This is a genomic window from Stanieria cyanosphaera PCC 7437 (genome assembly GCF_000317575.1).
GTDB classification, from domain to species: domain Bacteria; phylum Cyanobacteriota; class Cyanobacteriia; order Cyanobacteriales; family Xenococcaceae; genus Stanieria; species Stanieria cyanosphaera.
Map to the genome: position 1 here is coordinate 2,036,920 of NC_019748.1, position 20,034 is coordinate 2,056,953.

The window sequence follows — 20,034 nt, forward strand, 5'->3', positions numbered from 1 at the left end:
AATTAGTAATTAGTAATTAGTAACTGGTCACTGATAACTGGCGTACCTTACCAATATGAGAAACGCTATACCTGATTTTTAGGTTAATAAATCTAGTTGTCGCTTAATTTGTAATTGAATTTGCTGCAAAGAAGCTAAATTATCTCCAGAAAGAGGATTATTTTGTTTAAATTCTCTAATTTGTTGCAATTTTTGTTCCAATTTTTTAGCTAAATCTAAAGCTTGTTCTTCCCATTCTTTGATTTGTCTGCGTTGATACAACTCTAAAGCCTTGCCACGCAAAATTTGAATAGTTGCTTCTTCACCATATTCTCCTTGATGAATTCGCCAACGTATGAGCAACTTTTCTTCTTGATAATAATGTTCTAGCTCTCCCTGCTGTACTGTTGCTACTGGTATAGTAGGCAGCCCTGCAAATTTTTTAAATTCAACTAAAACCCCTTGAAATATTTTTAAATCTAGAGAATCAAAAGATAGTTTTAAAGCTCCATTTTGACTCCACAATACTCTGCCAGAATTAGCTAATCTTTCAAAATAAAGTCTGCCAATTCCTTGCTCTAAAACTCTTCCTAACAACTCCTGCCACAATACTTGTGGAGGTAAAGCAGCTAAAAATTCTACAGGAGCAGATAAGTAACGTGCTTTTATTTCTAGCGTTTGAATATTCTTGACGTGAGTAGCTGGCAATTTTGTCCGAGCAGCGTCAACTTGTTCGGTTATTTTGGGTAATTGTTCTGGAGCATCGATAAGTAAAGTTGGTCTTTCTTGAATTGGTTGTTTAGGAATAGCAACACGAGATCTCTTTTGACGAGAATGCTGAATATATGCCGAAAGAATTAATTGATGAGTATGAGCTTCAATTGGTTGCAAATGAAAACTCTCAATTTGATGACCACAAATCGAGCGAATCCCTTCTAAAAGGTTATGTTGCTCTGGATTTACCATGCCCAAAGTAAGACATTTTTGACTTAACTCAAGGGGAACAACCTTATGAGACAAACAGTAACGAACAGGTAATAAAGTATTAATTAGCTCGAAAATCCGAGCAGGATTAGTTTTAGTTGGTTGAAATTTTTGCTTAAGTCTCTGGCTCTTGGGTGGTTGCGAATTAGACTGAGCTAAGTCTTGAATGTAGGACATGGCTTGCTCGAACTTGCGTATATTAACTTTGATTATATTTAAGGAAATTTACTTAATCAATAGTACTGAGATCAAAGTTGGGCTAACTTTACTGAATCATTAAATTTAGTGCTTACTGCAAAATTTCTTTTAATTGATGTTGTTGCCATAAAGATTGATATAAACCTGGTTGTGTTAATAAATCTTGATGAGTGCCTTGTTGTACTAATTGTCCTCGATCCATAACTAAAATTCGATCTGCGGTAGCTGCTGCGGATAATTGATGAGAAATAAAAATTACAGTTTTTTTTCTACCTTCATGAGCTAAATTGTTCAAAATTTGAGTGGCTGTTTCATTATCCACACTTGAAAGAGCGTCATCTAAAATTAAAATTGGTGCATTGACTAACAAAGCTCTAGCTAAAGAAGTACGCTGACGTTGACCTCCAGAAAGAGTAATTCCTCTTTCTCCGACTAAAGTTTCGTATTGTTGCGGAAAATTCAAAATTTCTGGATGTATTTGCGCACTTTTGGCAGCATATTCTACTTCAGACGTTTCGCTTAAAGGTTCACCGTAACGAATATTATTTTTGATGGTGGTACTAAAGAGAAAACTTTCTTGGGGAACATAAGCGATCGCTCTACGTAAATCTTCTAGTTTTAGTTTGGTAAGATCGTAACCATCTAAAAAGAGTTGTTCTGATTCAACATTGAGTAAACGAGCAATCAAATTAGCTAGGGTAGATTTACCCGAACCAATTGAACCAACTACTGCAACAGTTTCTCCTGGTTTAATCACAAAACTGACATCCGTTACCGCAGGAATTTTACTGTCTGGATAAGTATAAGTGAGATGATTGGCTTGAATTTGTCCCTGAATCTCTTCAGGAGCGATCGCAATCGGTTGTGGAGCATTAGTAATCTGAGGTTGAGCAGTTACAATAGCTTCAATGCGGTCGATACTTACTTCTCCTCGTTGATAAGCTGTAATGGTAAATCCAAGTAAAGCGGTGGGAAATACCAATCTTTCTACAAATAAAATTAAAGCAACCAAATCACCTACTGTAATGATTCCCTGAGCGATCGCTCTAGTTCCCAGCCATAATAAAATCAATAAACTTATATAGGCAATACTTTCGACCAAAGGAAAGAGTAAATTTCTAGTTCTAGCCAATTTTAAATTAGCTCGTAGCAGTTTCTGATTATTGCGCCGAAAAGCTAATCTTTCTGGTTCTTCTTGAGCATAAATTTTAATTAGAGAAATACCACTAATATCTTCTTGAATTAATTCACTGAGAGAAGAAAGTTGTTCTTGTACTTCTTGCTGCTGTCCCCTCAAGCGATCGCTAAATAATTGTACCGTAATAATCATCAGGGGATAAACCCCAATTGCCAACAAACTTAGACGCACATCAATTGCCAACATTGCTGGTAACGTCAACCCATAGGCAAACACAATATTGATCAAACTCAACACAGCAAACCCTAGCAAACGACGAATATTATCCACGTCGCTAGTAGCACGGTTCATTAAATCACCAGAAGTATTGGTAGCAAAATAAGCTGGTTCTAGTTTAAGTAAATGTTGAAAAATTCTTTGTTTAAGATCGAACTCGACTTGTCTGCCTACTCCAAAAATCAAAATGCGGGATAGTAGCCGAATTATCCACATCAAAGAAGAAAGAACCAAAATGATCAGCACATAACGCCAAAGCTCGGCAAAATCAAATTCTCCCCTCAAGCGATCGATAATATCTCTAATCAGTAAAGGAATATAAACCCCCACTGCATTAACGATCAAAAGTGTGACAACCCCCAAAGACACCATACGCCAGTGAGGACGCAAATAAGCCCCTAATTTCCTAAGCCTTGAGTTTGCCATTAACTACATAAAATTATCTGTACCAACAATACATAATTATCGATGGTTCGGTGATTTTTAGCTTCTCTCTAAAGTAAGCTCTTGTTCAGTTACCAGTTACCAGAGAATAGCGCGTGGATGACGCGGAGGAAACCTCCGCAAGTCAAACCACGTAAGACGGGAACAAAAAAATGATGAATTAGGAATGATGAATGCAGAAATTATTTAATTCATAATTCATCCCTCATCATTCATAATTAGTTTTTTGTCTTCTGACTGCGGTATAGATTGCCGATAAGCGATCGCATAAATATTTTCTTAAATTAGTCGTTAATTTATTACTGAGTTGAAACTGAAAACTATTAATTTTTACTGGCCAATATCGGCGATTCAATTCTGATTCTTCTTGCCGATAACAATTTAAAACAAGGCAATAAAAAAGATGATAGGGCTAGCGATTGTATTTCAAAGCTGCATCTAAAGTTAGATCTAATTTAGGTAATTTACGTTTAATTAGTTTTTCAATTGCAAATTTAGCTGCTTCCAGAGTATCTTGATATTCAGCTTGTAAATGTACTTTTAAACTAGGAGAATTTTTAATTATTCTTTCAATCTGGTGCTGGAAGTTAGCAATTTCACTTTCCCAATGATTACCACATCTTTCTTTTTCTTCTAGCCAGTATTCCAATTTATAAATATGTTCGATTAGTCGTAAGAGTAAAGATTCAACCGCTCTTTTTTCACTACGACTCATATCTTCAATTTCATCAATTAAATTTTCCCAATCAACTGCTGAATACATTTTTTTTCTTAATAATTCCACTGTTTCTTCTATCCATTCTATGTAATCAGTATCGTAAGTTGTCATTTCTATCTCTTTATTTATAAATTTTCTATTTCTATATTAAAAATTTCATCACATTCAAAACTTAGTTTCAATTCCTGAAAGGTTTTTAAGTAAGTTGTAACTTGACCTGTCCGAAGGATAAGATAAAAAAGTCTAGGTCAACACCTAGACATTGCTTTTAATCAATTAAGAGTAGTCGCGGAATAAGCCTCTGCGACTTAACTCTCATTACTAAGATTTTTAACAAATCTCTGCACTAATTCAAAGCGATCAAGTAGAGAGCAACCAAAAATAGCTTCTAATTCGAGCAATCTTTCAATTGGTATTGTGTTACGCCCTTCTCTATCGCATTCCCATTCGGAAATTCTTCCGCCAGTTAACCCTAGTTTTTCACCCAATTCTTTTTGGGACAAACCTAGAGCTTCTCTAGATTTCCGAATTTTTTCTCCAAGACCAGTAACTTGTAAAGTAAAAACCGTTATCATCGAAATCTCCCTTAGCTATTTCGATTTTTATTTTATCAGTATTAACTGTAAAGTACAAATTAAAAGAAATAAATATTCAAAATTATGAAAATTATCGATAATATTGGGTTTTTAATTTTAAATTACTGATAATGCAGCAAATAAAGTTTGACACCGCCCTACTCGCTTTGCTCGTTGTCGAGCGCGAAATTTAATCAAGCATATTTAGTAGGATTGCCAGCAGGTATTTGGGATACTGCGATTTAAAAAATGAATTAATCGAGAAAAAGTTAGCGATCGCGACGGTTGTTTAAATCAACCAAAACTCCTACAGAGAACCCAGGTTACATTACAATAAAAGCCTAAACCAACAAGATTTTATTGCTAGTCCAGTTAGGAGAAAATCATCGCCGTGGAATCCCGATACAACGCAACAGAAATAGAACCAAAGTGGCAAAAAACCTGGGCTGAATCTGAAACAGATAGGACTCCAGAAACCCCCAATAAATCGAAATATTATGCACTTTCGATGTTCCCCTATCCTTCGGGAAGCCTCCACATGGGACACGTGCGTAATTATGTGATTACCGATGTAATTGCTCGCTTAAAAAGAATGCAAGGTTATCGGGTACTGCATCCGATGGGTTGGGATGCCTTTGGTTTACCCGCAGAAAATGCTGCCATAGATCGTGGTGTTCCACCAGCGCAATGGACTTACCAAAATATCGCTCAGATGCGATCGCAACTACAACAGTTAGGATTATCGATAGATTGGGAGCGAGAAGTGGCTACTTGTTCCCCCGATTATTATCATTGGACACAGTGGTTGTTTTTGCAGTTTTTTCAAGCAGGATTAGCTTATCAAAGGGAAGCTGCGGTTAATTGGGATCCCATCGATCAAACGGTACTCGCTAACGAACAGGTAGATAGTGAAGGGCGTTCCTGGCGTTCTGGTGCGAAAGTCGAACGGAAATTATTAAAGCAGTGGTTTTTTAAAATTACCGATTATGCCGAACAATTACTTAACGATTTAGATAAGTTAACTGGGTGGCCCGATCGCGTAAAATTAATGCAGGCTAACTGGATTGGTAAATCAGTTGGGGCTTATTTGGAATTTCCGATTATTGGAATGGATGAAAAAATTGGGGTGTTTACGACTCGTCCCGATACTGTTTATGGTGTAACTTATGTCGTCCTCGCCCCCGAACATCCTTTAACTCCTCAAGTTACTACGAGCGATCGCAAAGAGGCTGTCGAAGCTTTTATTAAAGAAGTGAAGAATGAGAGTGAAATTGAAAGAACGGCAGAGGATAAACCAAAACGAGGTATCTTAACGGGTGGAAAGGCGATTAATCCTTTTAATGGGTCAGAAATTCCGATTTTAATTGCAGATTACGTACTTTATGAATACGGTACGGGCGCAGTCATGGGTGTACCTGCCCACGATACGAGGGATTTTAAATTTGCTAAGGAAAATAATTTACCGATTCAGGTTGTCATTGTTCCCGAAAAAACCAACGATCCTGGGGAATTACAAAATGCTTATATCGAACCAGGAATAATGGTTAATTCTGGACAATTCGACGGTACATCTTCAGAAACAGGCAAAACTAAAATCATTGAATATGCGGAAGCGAAGGGTTATGGTAAAGCGCGCATTCAATATCGTTTGAGAGATTGGTTGATTTCTCGTCAAAGATATTGGGGTTGTCCTATTCCTGTAATTCACTGTCCTAGTTGTGGTACAGTTCCCGTACCCGATGCTGATTTACCAGTTCAATTACCAGAACAAGTAGAATTTAGTGGTAGAGGACCTTCTCCTTTAGCGAAGTTATCAGACTGGGTAAATGTACCTTGTCCTAGTTGTGGCGAACCTGCCAAACGGGAAACTGATACGATGGATACTTTTATCGATTCTTCTTGGTATTTCCTTCGTTACAGCGATGCGAAAAATCCAGACTCAGCTTTTGCTAAAGATAAAGTCAATGACTGGATGCCAGTCGATCAATACGTAGGTGGAATTGAACACGCCATCCTTCATTTACTCTATTCTCGCTTTTTTACTAAAGTTTTGCGCGATCGCGGTTTACTAGATTTTGATGAACCTTTCCAACGTCTGTTAACTCAAGGCATGGTACAAGGCATCACTTATAAAAATCCTACTACAGGTAAATATATCCCCTCGGCAGAAGTTAATCCTGAAGATCCGAAAGATCCAGAAACGAGTGAAGCGTTATCTGTCTTTTACGAGAAGATGTCTAAATCTAAATACAATGGTGTTGATCCTCAACAAGTATTAGCAAAATATGGGGCAGATACCGCAAGGATGTTTATTTTGTTTAAAGCACCACCAGAAAAAGATTTAGAATGGGATGATGCCGATGTAGAAGGACAATTCCGTTTCTTAAATCGAGTTTGGACACAGGTAACTGAATATAATTCTTCTCAAACTACTTCATCTGAGAACAAAGAACTTACTAAAGCTGAAAAAGATTTACGCAGGGCAATTCATACTGCCATCAAAGAAGTTTCTGAAGATTTGGAAGGAGAATATCAGTTTAATACGGCGGTTTCTGAATTGATGAAACTAAGTAACGCCCTTAAGGAAGCATCCTGTAAAGATTCTCCTGTCTATCATGAAGGCATTGAAGCATTAGTAATTTTACTTGCACCTTTTGCTCCTCATCTGGCAGAAGAATTATGGCAACAATTAGGACATACTGATTCAGTACATCATCAAAGTTGGTTGAAAGTCGATTCTAATGCTTTAGTAGTTGATGAAATTACTTTAGTAATCCAAATTATGGGTAAAACTCGCGGAACAATTCAAGTTCCTGCTAACTTAAATAAGGCTGAGTTAGAAACGTATGCTCTTCAATCAGAAATGGCTCAACGATATTTAGAAGGAAAAGAAGTTAAAAAAGTAATTGTTGTACCGAATAAATTAGTTAATTTTGTCGTAGCTAAATAAATTAAATATTTTTAAAAACCAATAATTTTACTACACTAAAAAACTTTTTATTTGGTTGGGGTTTGGCATAGCTAAACCTCTATTTTTTTTGTTTGATTGATAGTTTTAATTATCCCGATTTTCAGTTGAATAGAAAATATATCAGTTATCAGTTACCAATTATTAGTTACCTTTTGCCTCCTGCCTCCTGTTTTTTACTTTGCTCTTCGTTTCACGTTTCTGATGCCGAAGTGCTTTTTGCCTTTGCTGTGGTCTACCAAGTAGGAAAAATACTGTAAAATTGCTTTGCAAAAAAAACACAAAATGTTAACCTTTTTTTAATCTCCTAAATCTTTTCTTAATCTAATTTAAGTTTAAGAAATAGAACGAGATTAAACTGCTGTTAATAATGGTTATATGTTTACATTGCCAAAGCTTGTACACCAACCCATTGTTTGGTTTAGCATTTTAATTTTAACTGCGATCGCTATAGAAATTATCTCTAAACCATTTTATTTAAGTGATAGTCCACCACAATTAGAATTTCCGTTTCTAATCAAAACTTTAATTTTATTAATCTGGAGTTTTTGCTTAGTAGCTACTGTTAGAAAAAATGTTTTTAAAACATTGGGTTACGCTCCGCCGAAATTTAAAGCTTATCAATTAGGATTAATTGGATTTACGGCAATAATTAGTTGGTTTTTTTTGGGACTATTTTTAATTAATCCTCAACAATTTTCTTTATTAGCATTAGAAGATCAAATTATTGAAAATGCTTCAGCTTTCTTGTGTTTTGCATCGGCATTTATTTTAGCGATCGCTCTAGTAAACATTTTTAGTTTACCACCAAGTCGTTCTCGTTTTTTTAAGTTAATTATGCTTGGAATTTTATCTTTAGTAATATTTGTAATTGGGATGGAAGAAGTTTCTTGGTTTCAAAGAATGTTAGCCATTAAAACTCCAGCTTCATTTTCTAATAACCTGCAACAGGAAATGAATTTACACAACTTTGCTACTAATAAGTTTGAATATATTTATTATTTAGGAACTTTTAGTCTGTTTAGCATCGTTCCACTAATCAAACCACTTTTTCAGAAATATCAATGGTATAGTTCAATCAACCTATTGTTACCAGGTAGTTTTACTTTTCACGTTGGTGCAATTGCAGCAGCTTACAATTATGATATGTGGGATTTTCCACTAATCCAAGTTGCCTTTGGAATTGCTTTTTTTGGCATGGTTTTTTATGCCTTTGAGAAGGCTAATACAACACTCAAAATATTGCAAATTATTGTAATTGTAGTTATGGCAATGAGCCAAATTATGTTTATTTTTAAGGGAAACGCTTTCTTAAGATTATATGATGTAACTGAATATAAAGAGTTTTTTATTGCTTTAACAATGTTTGTTTATGCCATAGAAGTGTTAGCAAACGTCAGAAAACTTAATCTGAAAAAAAACGAAAATTTATGGTTTTTGAATTAACAATTTTTTGAATGTTTTAAATGTTAACTTTGCCAACCTTGAAACTTAATGCCATCAAAAACCTTAGATAACTTTTGCGCCAGTGGTATCGAGTTGCAAAATCATTACTTTGGAATTAATACCTTGCTCTTGCCAAGCTTCCATCATTGCACTAACAACACTTCTTGCTTGTTGAGGATTAGTTAAAGCAAGCAACGTAGGACCAGCACCACTAATCACCATACCATAAGCACCAGAAGCGATCGCAGCAGCTTGAACTTGTTGATAACCGTGAATTAAACTTTGACGATAGGGTTGATGTAATTTATCTGCTAAAGCTGCGCTTAACCAATCACTACGATTTGTTTCCAAACCTCTCAATAACAAACCGAGACGAGAAATATTAAAAATAGCGTCGCTGCGACTAATTGTAGTTGGTAACACCAAACGAGCTTCTTCGGTAGACAATTCAAAATCAGGTATCGCCACTACAGGAACAATCTCTTGATGCCAAGGAATTTCACAAATTTGCCAGTTACCAGTTTCCCCTACAGATAATTGACAATTACCCAATAAAGCAGGAACGACATTATCAGGATGTCCTTCCATTTCTATCGCTAATTCCATTACTTCTGTAGTAGATAAAGGATTACCAGCCAATTGATTTGCTCCTACTAAACCGCCTACTATCGCTGTAGCTGAACTACCTAAACCCCTAGCCAAAGGCACACCCAACTTAATTTCTATTTCTACTTTGGGGATAGGGCGATCAATTTTTTGATACAACTTAGTAAAAGATTGATAGAGTAAATTATCTTGATCTTGACTGACTCTTGCTGCTTCCTCTCCAGTGACAACAATTTTTAAATCTGTATTTGTCTCAACTGAAGTGAAAGTAAATTGGTTGTAAACAGTTAAAGCAGCACCAATACAATCAAAACCAGCACCAAGATTCGCAGTAGTAGCAGGAACAATAACAGTAACTTGCTTCATTCGACTAGGAATAACAGCGATTGATTAACAGCAATTTTTAATCCTAACACGGTCACTGTGATGGTTTAGCCTCTCGTGGTCTTTATACTAGTTACCAAAGATTAACTAAAAATTACCAATCAACTATCAGCTATCAACAATTAACTATTAACTATTAACTATCAACAAAAAACCAGAAATAATCACTGAGCAGTAGCTAATAATCGCCCTTTAAAGATTTATAATGACAAATAGGATAATTAAGAGTTATAAGCTCTACTTATCATAAATGACTTATTAAAACTTAATAAAAATCAAAGGAGATGCCTCTCTCTGATAGACTTTTGACTTGAGTAGGCATACCTTGATTGTAAGGAAAACATAATCGAGTAGGGAGGAAAGTCTTGCTAGAAAATACCCTTGGGCTAGAAATTATTGAGGTAGTTGAACAAGCTGCGATCGCGTCAGCCAAATGGATGGGTAAAGGTGAAAAAAACACCGCCGATCAAGTGGCAGTAGAAGCAATGCGCGAACGGATGAACAAAATCCATATGAGAGGTCGCATTGTTATCGGTGAAGGCGAACGGGATGATGCTCCCATGCTTTACATCGGCGAAGAAGTAGGTATTTGTACTCGCGAAGATGCTAAAAATTTCTGTAACCCAGATGAATTAATTGAAATTGACATTGCAGTCGATCCTTGTGAAGGAACTAACTTAGTTGCCTATGGACAACCAGGTTCGATGGCAGTATTAGCAATTTCCGAAAAAGGTGGGTTATTTGCTGCACCAGACTTTTACATGAAAAAGCTAGCTGCACCACCTGTAGCCAAGGGTCATGTTGATATTAACAAATCAGCTACCGAAAACTTGAAAATCATTTCTGATTGTATGGGAAGAGCGATTGAAGAGTTGGTTGTAGTAGTGATGGATCGTCCTCGTCACAAAGAATTAATCCAAGAAATTCGCTCTGCTGGTGCGAGAGTAAGATTGATTAGCGATGGTGACGTTTCTGCTGCTATTTCTTGCGCTTTTTCTGGTACAAATATCCACGCTTTAATGGGAATTGGTGCTGCACCTGAAGGGGTGATTTCGGCTGCTGCGATGCGCTGTTTAGGCGGTCACTTCCAAGGACAGTTGATTTACGATCCTGAAGTAGTAAAAACAGGTTTAATTGGCGAAAGTAAAGAAGGCAATCTTGCTAGATTAAATGAAATGGGTATTAATAACCCAGACAAAATTTACAATGCTGAAGAATTAGCTAGTGGCGAAACAGTGTTGTTTGCTGCCTCTGGTATTACTCCAGGAACTTTGATGGAAGGAGTCCGTTTCTTCAAAGGTGGAGCAAGAACTCAGAGTTTGGTTATTTCTTCTCAATCTAAAACAGCCCGTTTTGTTGATACGGTGCATATGTTTGAACAACCAAAAAATTTACAATTAAAATAAGGTTGTTGTAAGTCACTAAAGGTGAAAAGTAGAAGGTAATATCTCTTTACTTATTACTTTTTCCCTTTCTCTTGGTTTAAGTTTTAAGATATTTTGTTGGCATAAATTAAATAATTAATAATCAAAAACAGCCAAAAAACATAACCAAAAACTCTTGAGAGAACACATGAATATTGTAGTTGTTGGTCTAAGTCATAAAACCGCAGCCGTAGAAATTCGCGAAAAATTGAGTATTCCAGAAGCGCAAATGCAAGAAGCGATCGCGCATTTATCAAGCTACCCTCATATCGACGAAGTAGCGATTATTAGTACTTGTAATCGTCTGGAAATTTACGGCATTGTCAAAGAAACCGAGCAAGGTGTTAAAGAAATTACCCAATTCTTAGCAGAAAAAGGTCAAATTAGCCTGCTAGAATTACGCAGACACCTATTTACTCTATTACACGAAGATGCTTTACGCCATCTGATGCGAGTTGCATCGGGTTTAGAAAGTTTGGTATTAGGGGAAGGACAAATTCTTGCTCAAGTCAAAAATACTCACAAATTAGCTCAAAAATATCAGGGATTAGGACGATTATTAGACCGATTGTTTAAACAAGCTATCTCTACTGGTAAAAGAGTTCGTAGTGAAACTAGCATTGGTACAGGTGCAGTTTCGATTAGTTCGGCTGCGGTAGAATTAGCACAAATCAAAGTAGAAAACATGGCACCGCTAAAAGTAGCAATTATTGGTGCTGGAAAAATGGCCTGTCTACTAGTCAAACACCTGATAGCTAAAGGTGCAACGGAGATTGCTATTGTGAATCGTTCTCATCGTAGAGCGCAAGAGTTGGCGGATAAGTTTCCTGAAGCTAGTTTAAAACTTTACCCACTCTCAGAAATGATGAGTACGATCGCATCTTCCGATCTAGTGTTTACTAGTACTGGTGCTACCGAACCAATTTTAGACCAAGCAAAATTAACACAACATTTACCAATCGAAAAGTCTTTAATGTTGATTGATATCTCCGTACCTCGCAACGTCGCTGCGGATGTCAATCAGATTGAACAAATTCAAGCTTATAACGTAGACGATCTTAAAGCAGTAGTCGCAGCTAATCAAGAAAGTCGTCGTAAATTAGCTCAAGAAGCAGAAGGAATCATTGAAGAAGAAGTTGAAAACTATCTACTTTGGTGGCGATCGCTAGAAACTGTTCCAACCATTAGTTGTTTACGTAGTAAAGTAGAAACAATTCGCGAACAAGAATTAGAAAAAGCTTTATCTCGTCTAGGAACGGAATTTGCCGAAAAACATCAAGAAGTAATTGAAGCTTTAACGAGAGGAATTGTTAATAAAATTCTTCATGAACCGATGGTACAGTTAAGAGCGCAGCAAGATATCGAAGCTCGTCGTCGCTGTCTACAATCGCTTCAGATGCTGTTTAATTTAGAGACAGAAGAACAATTTAGTTGAATTTTGTTTAATAAAATATTTTTTTAACAGGTAAACACGGAACTACAGCGAGCATGATCCGTGTTTATTTTATTATTTGTCCGTTGTCTTTTATTCTTTGTATTGATTACTAATCAATGACTAATGACTAGTTACCAATTAACTATCAACTCTCAAAAATTAATCAATAATTAATGACTAATCATCAACAACTTTCGCGCATGGAAACGGTACAATCTCCGTTAATTCCAGTGATTGGGGAACTAATTCGTCAACATCCAGGGACAATATCTTTAGGACAAGGGGTAGTTGCTTATCCTCCTCCTCAAGCAGCAATTGCAGCTATAACAAAATTTCTAAATAATCCAGATAATCATAAATATCAAGCAGTAGAAGGAATACCACCTTTAATTAAAGCGATCGCACATAAATTAGCTACGGAAAATCAGATCGAAATTGGACAAAATAACTGTGTTGTAGTCACTGCGGGGAGTAATATGGCATTTCTGAATGCTATTCTCGCGATTACTGTAGCTGGTGACGAGATTATTCTGAATGCGCCTTATTATTTTAATCATGAAATGGCGATTAGAGTAGCCAATTGTATTCCTGTAATTATACCAACAGATGTTAATTATCAATTACAACCAGAATTAATCGCTCAAGCAATTACGAGTAAAACAAAAGCAGTCGTTACAATTTCTCCTAATAATCCCACAGGTGTAGTGTATTCTGCGGACAGTTTAGCTCAAGTAAATCAACTTTGTCGCGAGGGGTTCGCTCCTGGCAGTCGCGATCGCGGTATTTATCATATTAGCGATGAAGCTTATGAATATTTTACTTATGATGGAGTTAAACATATTTCACCAGCTTCTTTTGCTGATAGTAGTAACCATACTATTTCTCTCTACAGTTTATCTAAAGCTTATGGTTTTGCTTCCTGGCGCATTGGTTATATGGTGATTCCGAAGCATTTATTAATGTCGGTCAAAAAAGTTCAAGATACTAATTTAATTTGTCCGCCTGTTATTTCTCAGTATGCAGCTTTAGGAGCTTTAGAAGTTGGTTATAGTTATTGTCAACCTTTTATTCAAGAAATTGCTAAAGTTAGAGAGATATTTTGGAATAAATTGCAAACTTTAAATCATATTTGTACGGTTACTCAGGCAGATGGTGCTTTTTATTTTTTTCTAAAAATTAATTCAGAAATTAATGATTTTGAATTGGTTAAAAAATTGATTTCAGATTATCAAGTTGCAGCAATTCCTGGAAGTACTTTTGGGATGGAGAGTGGTTGTTATTTAAGAATTGCTTATGGTGCTTTACAACTCGATACTGCTAACGAAGGAATTAACAGATTAATTAAAGGATTAAATAACAGTAGAGACGTTCCATGGAAAGTCTCTACTGGTAACTGATTATTGAGCGGGTGGGATTCCTTCAATCGCGATAATAGCTTCCATGACTGATTTAACAATCGGTGCTGCTACGGTAGAACCAAAAGTATATGCACCTTTAGGCTCGTCTACAACAGCTAAGATCGCATAACGGGGAGCTTCAACGGGAAACATGGCAACAAAGCTCGTAATTTTAGCTTTTTTGTCGTATCCTCCCTCATTAACAGCTTTTTGTGCAGTTCCTGTTTTACCAGCAATGCGATAACCTGGAAGAGAAGCAACGTAACCACTACCTTCTTTTTCTCTAACTACACTTTCCATCATCGCTAAGACAGCTTTGGTAGTTTCTGGTTTAAATACTTGTTGACTAGGATAAGTAGGTTGCCAATGCAGATAGCCTTTAACATCTGATAAGCCACGAACAAAATGAGGTGTAACTAAATTTCCCCCATTAGCGATCGCACAATGAAGTTGAATCAATTTTAAGGGTGTTAAGGAAAAACCTTGTCCAAAAGAAGTAGTAGCAGCTTCAATAGCTTTAACTTTAAATTCAATTTGGTTTTTGAGATGTCCAGGAGTATAACCAGGAATATCTAACGCTAGTTTATCTTCAATTCCTAACGCAAGAAGATGATGATAATAATCCTCTCGATTAAGACGATTCATCATCTGAATCATACCTACATTACTTGAATGCTGAAGAATTTGGGGAATTGTCAAAATTCCTCGCGCACCATCGTCTTCATAATCGTGGTTGCGGATTACCCAGCCATCAACCTTGATTTTTCCTGTATCTTTAAAGGTATCATTGGGAGTAATGACTCCTGCATCTAAAGCGATCGCTACATTAATCGGTTTAAAAGTTGAACCAGGTTCATACAAGTCGGTAATTGCCCAATTTTTAAACAATTCCACATTGTATTCATAATAAAGATTAGGATTATAAGTAGGCTCAGAAACCAAAGCAGCGATCGCACCATCGCGGACATCCATGACAATTACCGTTCCGCGTTTAGCTTTATATTTAAGCATTTGCTGTTTTAAAGCATTACGTGCTGCTTGTTGAATCTTGAGATCGAGCGTTAATTGCAAACGTAAATCGTCGAATTTTAATAATTCTTCTTGAGGATTTAAATCACCTACATAAAAGATCGAGCGATCGCCGATAAAACTTCGTTTAACAGATTTAGTAATTTCAGGACGTTGTAAAAGTTGTTGTTGAGTATATTCTATTCCTGCTTGGGGTAACGGCAAGCGATCGCGATTCATATAACCTACTACTTCCGCTACCATTTCTTCATAGGGATAAAAACGAGAATAGCGTTTTTGCAAATCTAAACCATCAATTTTTAATTTACTAATTTTTTCTTTAACCGATTCGGGAAGATCGCTTGCTAATTTAATTCCTGTTTTTCTTTGATTAAAAATTTGAACTAATTTTTCTGTAGTGTAATTAGGAAGAATTGGAGCTATTTCTTGTGCTACTTGTTCAGGAGAAATATCTTTAGAATAAACAGTAAATAAAGAAGGATGAGCGTAAAGATCGTAAGTAATTCGATCTGTCGCTAAAACATTTTGTTGGCGATCAACTATTTGACGGCGAGGATTATAAAAACGTAATAAAGTATGCTGTTGATCGTTGGCTATTTGTTTTAAAGTTTTGCCTTTAAATGCAGGTGCTTGTTCATTAACAATAGTAGGATTTAAAATTTGTAAATAAAAAAGTCTGACCGTTAATCCCAAAGCAGCAGAAACTAAAACTAGCCAAACTAATAAAAGTCTAATTGGCTGAAATTTTCTTTTAGATTTAACAGAAGAAACTTGAGAAGCTCTTTTTGGTTGTTGAGGTATGCTTTTAATTTTTGATTTAGTCATTGTACCTCCGATACTCAATAAATTTTAGACAAAAAGATTTATTATAAAAATTTTTTCAAGTTTTTTTAATAGAGAATGCTTAGTCTAGCTAATTTTATAAAAAAAATAATTAGTAGAAACGTAAACTCTTACGCTTCTACTTGATAATTACAGATTTCTTTCCAGCTAAAATTTAATGTGTGCTAAGATTAAGCTCATTTTTTTTAGCTTTAATTCTTATGGATTAATTAAATTATTAACTGGTAACTGTTAATACCCTGAATTAATTTCTAATGATAAATCTTTTGCTTGAACTTGTTCGATAGGATTAGATTTAACTGAAGAAGAGATAGAAGCTGGACGAACAAAAACAGCATTATCTACTGACAACGAAACAAATTGATTATTTTTTTCTTGAGCTTGTTGAGCAATTTCATGTTTGAGAGATTCATTAATTGCAACTAGCTGACGTTCTTGACGTTGTAAAGTTTCTAAATTGTTATATTGTTTACTCCAAAGTTGAGGAATACGAACATTACTAACATAAACTGCAATGCTACTAGCTATTAATACTAATGCCAAACCAAAAGAACTTTTTTGTAAGAATAACAAAATTTGTAATTGAACTGGCAAGATTTTTTTATTAGTTAATTTGGCAACCGAGGAATTACTGACTTGATTAGTTTTATGATGAGAAGAAGAAGGTTGTGAACGATACTTTTTACGTTGACGAGAACGTCCAGAATTAGATTGTAGGGAATAATTTTGAACTGGAAAGGTGGGTTTAGGAAGAGCGGACATAATATTATTTACGATCCAGTAATAATTGCTTTCGGGCGAAATTATAACTTTACTTTTCCTTAAATGGCAGCAATTAATTTGATTTATTAAGATTTTATTTTTTTGCTTAATAATTTTTTTATCTTCTTTGCTATTGAGTCAGGTTATTGAAGGAAAATCTCTTTAACTAAAACTATAAATAATTTGACTTTCCCACTTTCCACAAAGTTGAGAAGGTGGTTGAGTTAAAGGAAAATTTTGTCTATCTAACTTCACTTGTAAACCCATCATGGGATCTTCCCCACTTGCAATTAAAAATTCTAAACTCTGAACTTCTTGCCAACTAGCAAGATAATCTAGAATTTTGCCGATTCCTTCTAAATAAGGATGATTGCAATCGCGATACCAGTCAGATTTAGCAAGGTTGGATTGATCGAAACCGAGATGAAAAATTAAAGAGGGATTACTAAATAATGCGATCGCGACTGGTCGAGCTTCTTCTTGTAAGAGTAGATCAAAAGATTGAGCAAGGTGTCGAATTTTATCTAATTTTTCGTATCTAGCTGTAGCGGAGGCAATTTCTTGTTTCCAGGTAATTGCTACAGTAATGAGATAGGTTTGTAGCAACAAATGTCCTAATTTTTTGGCTTTAGTGGCTAAATACTCAGAATTATAATCATTAGCTTCAATTAACAAAGGAACTCGGTCAACTATTTCCAAACCATATCCTTTTAAGCCAGCAATCTTACGAGGATTGTTTGTAATCAGACGAATTTTTTTGACACCCAAATCGTTGAGCATTTGCGCTCCCATGCCATAATCTCGTAAATCGGCTGGAAAACCTAATCTTTCATTCGCTTCTACCGTATCTAAGCCTAAATCCTGTAAAGTATAAGCTTTTAACTTATTAACTAAGCCAATTCCTCTTCCTTCCTGACGTAGATAAATCACGACTCCTAATTCTGCTGCTTCAATCATTTTTAAGGCAGCTTGTAGCTGCATCCGACAGTCACAACGCAGCGAACCTAAAGCATCACCAGTCAAACATTCTGAATGCACCCTCACCATGACTGGTTGTCGATCAAACTGAGCAGGGTTACCTTTAACTATGGCTAAATGTTCGGTTTCATCAAGGACATTACGATAAGCATAGATTTGAAAATCTCCAAATTGACTGGGAAATTTACAAACCGTTTCCCGATAAACAAAACGGTCGTGTTTGAGACGATAACTAATCAGATCTGCAATACTAATTAATTTAAGGTTGTGCTTGCGGGCATATTCTACTAACTGAGGTAACCGCGCCATCGAACCATCCGCATTTTGGATTTCACAAATTACCCCTGCTGGATAAAGTCCTGCTAATCTAGATAAGTCTACCGCAGCTTCCGTATGTCCAGCCCGTTTTAAAACTCCCCCTGTTTTTGCTCTCAGAGGGAAAATATGACCAGGACGAGCTAAATCCTCTGGTTTACTAGCTGGATTAATAGCTATTTGAATCGTACGCGCTCTGTCTTCAGCAGAAATTCCCGTACTTCCTCCCAGATGCTTAGCTGCATCGATACTGACAGTAAAAGCAGTTTGGTTGCTATCAGTATTTTTAGTCACCATCAAAGGTAAATCGAGTTCATCCAATCTTTGTCCCGTCATTGCCAAACAAATCAAACCCCTAGCTTCTACTGCCATGAAGTTGATCATATCTGGAGTAGCAAACTGTGCTGCACAAATGACATCACCTTCGTTTTCGCGATTTTCATCGTCAACTACCACAATGGCACGACCGGCTTTAATATCGGCTAAAGCTGCGTCAATGGAATCAAACGTAAAGAAATTGTTTTGAGGCGTTTCCACTCTAAAAACTTGAACCGTAAGATTGTTACTTTATCTGTTCTGATTTTAGCGTGTTTGTCTCCTCTACTTCGGATTGGTATAAATATTACTTGAGAGCGGTCTGCCTTTGATCGCACAACGAGCGATCGCTATAACTAATAAACTTACAAACGGTAAACTTTACTTTGACACTCCCATCGCTCCTTGGCGAGGGATTCTTGCTTCAGTAACTCTTAACTAGACTAACTAAATTAGCCCCCGCTACTAACGTCTCCACAAGCATTTTGATTCACGGGCTGTCCGACCGCTACTAGTCCTTTATTTCTTATTACTTGGGCTGCGGCTACATCTCTGTTGGTGGTGTATCCACAAGCAGGACAATTATGAGTTCTTTCACTTAGAAGTTTCTTACCTCCCTTAGTTTCACAGTTAGGGCATATTTGAGATGTATAATTCTTATCTACTTCGAGGAAGTAGGTATCGGTTTTCCAAGCTACATATTGTAGTATTTGGAAGAACTGACCAAAGCTAGCATCTAAAGTATGTTTACGTAACATTCCTTTAGCCCAACTTTTAAAGTCAATATCTTCGACAAATATCATTCCTGCTTGTTCACATAACTTATGTGCAAGTTTAAAGTGGAAGTCTTTACGAGTAGCAGCTATTTTCTCATGTATTTTAGCTATTCTTCTGTTTAGTCTAAATCTGTTATTAGACCTTTTCTGCTTGTTTCTTAATCTTCTTTGTAGCAATTTCAGCTTACGATGAAGACTATTAAAAAACTTAGGTCTATTAATAAGTTCCCCATCAGAAGTAGCTAAATACTTATCTAACCCAATATCAATGCCTAACGCATGACCATGAGGTATTGGATTAACAACATTAACATCTAGTTGTATTGAGAGCATTAAGTAATAACCTGTTGCTCTTCTAACAACTCGTGCTTGTTTAACTTGGAAACCTTCAGGTATTTCCCTAGACTTACGAAACTTAACCCACCCTAATTGAGGTAGTTTAATTTTATTGCCTTTTACAGGATTAGATTTAAACTGTGGAAATATAAAAGAGCGCATTCTCACAGCGTTCTTAAATCGAGGAAACCCAAAGTTTCTTTTCCTAATATCTTCCCAAGCTCTATCTAAAGTTCTTAACACCTGTTGAAGTAATTGTGCATTAACACTTTTAAGCTCAGAATTATTCGCTCTCGCTTTTGTTAATGCTTTTGCTTGCACATGGTAATTAGGAAACTTAGTATCAGCAGGGATTATATATTCTTTTTCTAGACTGCACGCATTAACTAAACACTTACGAAAATTAACCCAATCTTTTCTCTCAGCTAAAGCGTAATTCCAAACACTTTTACAAATGCCTAGTGTTCTTTCTATCTCAGCTATTTGAGATTTAGTCGGTATTAATTTGTACTCATAAGTGAAGTTAAGCATTAGTTTCGACCTTGTAATTATTAATATTATAACTTATTTCTACACAATCAACAATACCATGTAGAATCTTAATGTTCGCTTTCACCTAGAGAGCGGAGCAGAGAGTCCTCCCACTCACAGAAGATAGAAAATAATTGCAAAAACTAAAATTTTTGATATTCTCTAAGTAATATCACG

15 protein-coding genes are annotated in these 20,034 nt (G+C 36.0%); 5 read left to right on the forward strand and 10 right to left on the reverse strand.

Annotation, left to right across the window (positions count from 1 at the left end):
* Positions 1 to 78: 78 nt before the first annotated feature.
* The 5 genes from STA7437_RS08865 to STA7437_RS08880 all read right to left on the reverse strand — a co-directional run bounded on the left by STA7437_RS08865 (position 79) and on the right by STA7437_RS08880 (position 4,312).
* Entirely contained in the window at positions 79 to 1,140 is a 1,062-nt protein-coding gene (locus STA7437_RS08865) for a GspE/PulE/PilB domain-containing protein (protein ID WP_015193046.1), read from the reverse strand.
* A gap of 112 nt (positions 1,141 to 1,252) precedes the next feature.
* Complete coding sequence (locus STA7437_RS08870; RefSeq protein ID WP_015193047.1) at positions 1,253 to 3,001, reverse strand: ABC transporter ATP-binding protein; 1,749 nt, start codon at positions 2,999 to 3,001, stop codon at positions 1,253 to 1,255.
* 226 nt (positions 3,002 to 3,227) lie between these two features.
* Positions 3,228 to 3,374 (reverse strand): hypothetical protein, encoded by a 147-nt coding sequence (locus tag STA7437_RS26540; protein WP_171815448.1) that lies wholly within the window; start codon positions 3,372 to 3,374, stop codon positions 3,228 to 3,230.
* 57 nt (positions 3,375 to 3,431) lie between these two features.
* On the reverse strand, positions 3,432 to 3,848 hold the full coding sequence (locus STA7437_RS08875; RefSeq protein WP_015193048.1) for a DUF29 domain-containing protein: 417 nt from the start codon (positions 3,846 to 3,848) through the stop codon (positions 3,432 to 3,434).
* Between the two features lie 197 nt (positions 3,849 to 4,045).
* On the reverse strand, positions 4,046 to 4,312 hold the full coding sequence (locus tag STA7437_RS08880; RefSeq protein ID WP_015193049.1) for a helix-turn-helix domain-containing protein: 267 nt from the start codon (positions 4,310 to 4,312) through the stop codon (positions 4,046 to 4,048).
* Positions 4,313 to 4,703: 391 nt separating this feature from the next.
* Between STA7437_RS08880 and leuS the strand changes: the two genes are divergently transcribed.
* Complete coding sequence (gene leuS / locus STA7437_RS08885; RefSeq protein ID WP_015193050.1) at positions 4,704 to 7,262, forward strand: leucine--tRNA ligase; 2,559 nt, start codon at positions 4,704 to 4,706, stop codon at positions 7,260 to 7,262.
* A 396-nt stretch (positions 7,263 to 7,658) separates the two neighbouring features.
* Positions 7,659 to 8,726, forward strand: coding sequence for a hypothetical protein (locus STA7437_RS08890; protein WP_015193051.1), 1,068 nt, complete (start codon positions 7,659 to 7,661; stop codon positions 8,724 to 8,726).
* Between the two features lie 63 nt (positions 8,727 to 8,789).
* On the opposite strand, the gene thrB is transcribed toward STA7437_RS08890, so the two are convergent.
* Entirely contained in the window at positions 8,790 to 9,698 is a 909-nt protein-coding gene (thrB, locus tag STA7437_RS08895; protein ID WP_015193052.1) for a homoserine kinase, read from the reverse strand.
* A gap of 383 nt (positions 9,699 to 10,081) precedes the next feature.
* Here thrB and glpX point away from each other — a divergent pair, with 383 nt between their 5' ends.
* The 3 genes from glpX (at position 10,082) to STA7437_RS08910 (ending at position 13,972) form a co-directional block, all read left to right on the forward strand.
* Complete coding sequence (glpX, locus tag STA7437_RS08900) at positions 10,082 to 11,122, forward strand: class II fructose-bisphosphatase (protein WP_015193053.1); 1,041 nt, start codon at positions 10,082 to 10,084, stop codon at positions 11,120 to 11,122.
* Positions 11,123 to 11,288: 166 nt separating this feature from the next.
* Positions 11,289 to 12,575 (forward strand): glutamyl-tRNA reductase, encoded by a 1,287-nt coding sequence (locus STA7437_RS08905; protein WP_015193054.1) that lies wholly within the window; start codon positions 11,289 to 11,291, stop codon positions 12,573 to 12,575.
* 173 nt (positions 12,576 to 12,748) lie between these two features.
* The gene (locus STA7437_RS08910) at positions 12,749 to 13,972 is read left to right on the forward strand and encodes a pyridoxal phosphate-dependent aminotransferase (protein WP_015193055.1); all 1,224 of its coding nucleotides are present in this window, start codon (positions 12,749 to 12,751) and stop codon (positions 13,970 to 13,972) included.
* On the opposite strand, the gene STA7437_RS08915 is transcribed toward STA7437_RS08910, so the two are convergent.
* The 4 genes from STA7437_RS08915 to STA7437_RS08930 all read right to left on the reverse strand — a co-directional run bounded on the left by STA7437_RS08915 (position 13,973) and on the right by STA7437_RS08930 (position 19,857).
* Complete coding sequence (locus STA7437_RS08915) at positions 13,973 to 15,826, reverse strand: peptidoglycan D,D-transpeptidase FtsI family protein (RefSeq protein ID WP_015193056.1); 1,854 nt, start codon at positions 15,824 to 15,826, stop codon at positions 13,973 to 13,975. It lies immediately after the preceding gene.
* Positions 15,827 to 16,075: 249 nt separating this feature from the next.
* A complete protein-coding gene (locus tag STA7437_RS24810) occupies positions 16,076 to 16,606 on the reverse strand; it encodes a hypothetical protein (protein ID WP_015193057.1) in 531 nt (176 codons plus the stop codon).
* A gap of 162 nt (positions 16,607 to 16,768) precedes the next feature.
* Positions 16,769 to 18,436 (reverse strand): bifunctional 3,4-dihydroxy-2-butanone-4-phosphate synthase/GTP cyclohydrolase II, encoded by a 1,668-nt coding sequence (gene ribBA / locus STA7437_RS08925; protein ID WP_015193058.1) that lies wholly within the window; start codon positions 18,434 to 18,436, stop codon positions 16,769 to 16,771.
* 230 nt (positions 18,437 to 18,666) lie between these two features.
* Positions 18,667 to 19,857 carry an RNA-guided endonuclease InsQ/TnpB family protein gene (locus STA7437_RS08930; protein WP_015193059.1) on the reverse strand — a complete coding sequence of 397 codons (1,191 nt, stop codon included), beginning with the start codon at positions 19,855 to 19,857 and terminating at the stop codon, positions 18,667 to 18,669.
* Positions 19,858 to 20,034 lie beyond the last annotated feature (177 nt).

What these genes read in the sequence shown, in the direction of transcription:
- STA7437_RS08910 (WP_015193055.1), top strand. Translation starts at nt 12,749, where the DNA reads ATGACTAATCATCAACAACTTTCGCGCATGGAAACGGTACAATCTCCG.
- STA7437_RS08865 (WP_015193046.1), bottom strand. Translation starts at nt 1,140, where the DNA reads ATGTCCTACATTCAAGACTTAGCTCAGTCTAATTCGCAACCACCCAAG.
- STA7437_RS08930 (WP_015193059.1), bottom strand. Translation starts at nt 19,857, where the DNA reads ATGCTTAACTTCACTTATGAGTACAAATTAATACCGACTAAATCTCAA.
- STA7437_RS08875 (WP_015193048.1), bottom strand. Translation starts at nt 3,848, where the DNA reads ATGACAACTTACGATACTGATTACATAGAATGGATAGAAGAAACAGTG.
- STA7437_RS08890 (WP_015193051.1), top strand. Translation starts at nt 7,659, where the DNA reads ATGTTTACATTGCCAAAGCTTGTACACCAACCCATTGTTTGGTTTAGC.
- STA7437_RS08870 (WP_015193047.1), bottom strand. Translation starts at nt 3,001, where the DNA reads ATGGCAAACTCAAGGCTTAGGAAATTAGGGGCTTATTTGCGTCCTCAC.
- STA7437_RS08915 (WP_015193056.1), bottom strand. Translation starts at nt 15,826, where the DNA reads ATGACTAAATCAAAAATTAAAAGCATACCTCAACAACCAAAAAGAGCT.
- STA7437_RS24810 (WP_015193057.1), bottom strand. Translation starts at nt 16,606, where the DNA reads ATGTCCGCTCTTCCTAAACCCACCTTTCCAGTTCAAAATTATTCCCTA.
- STA7437_RS08880 (WP_015193049.1), bottom strand. Translation starts at nt 4,312, where the DNA reads ATGATAACGGTTTTTACTTTACAAGTTACTGGTCTTGGAGAAAAAATT.
- thrB (WP_015193052.1), bottom strand. Translation starts at nt 9,698, where the DNA reads ATGAAGCAAGTTACTGTTATTGTTCCTGCTACTACTGCGAATCTTGGT.
- STA7437_RS08905 (WP_015193054.1), top strand. Translation starts at nt 11,289, where the DNA reads ATGAATATTGTAGTTGTTGGTCTAAGTCATAAAACCGCAGCCGTAGAA.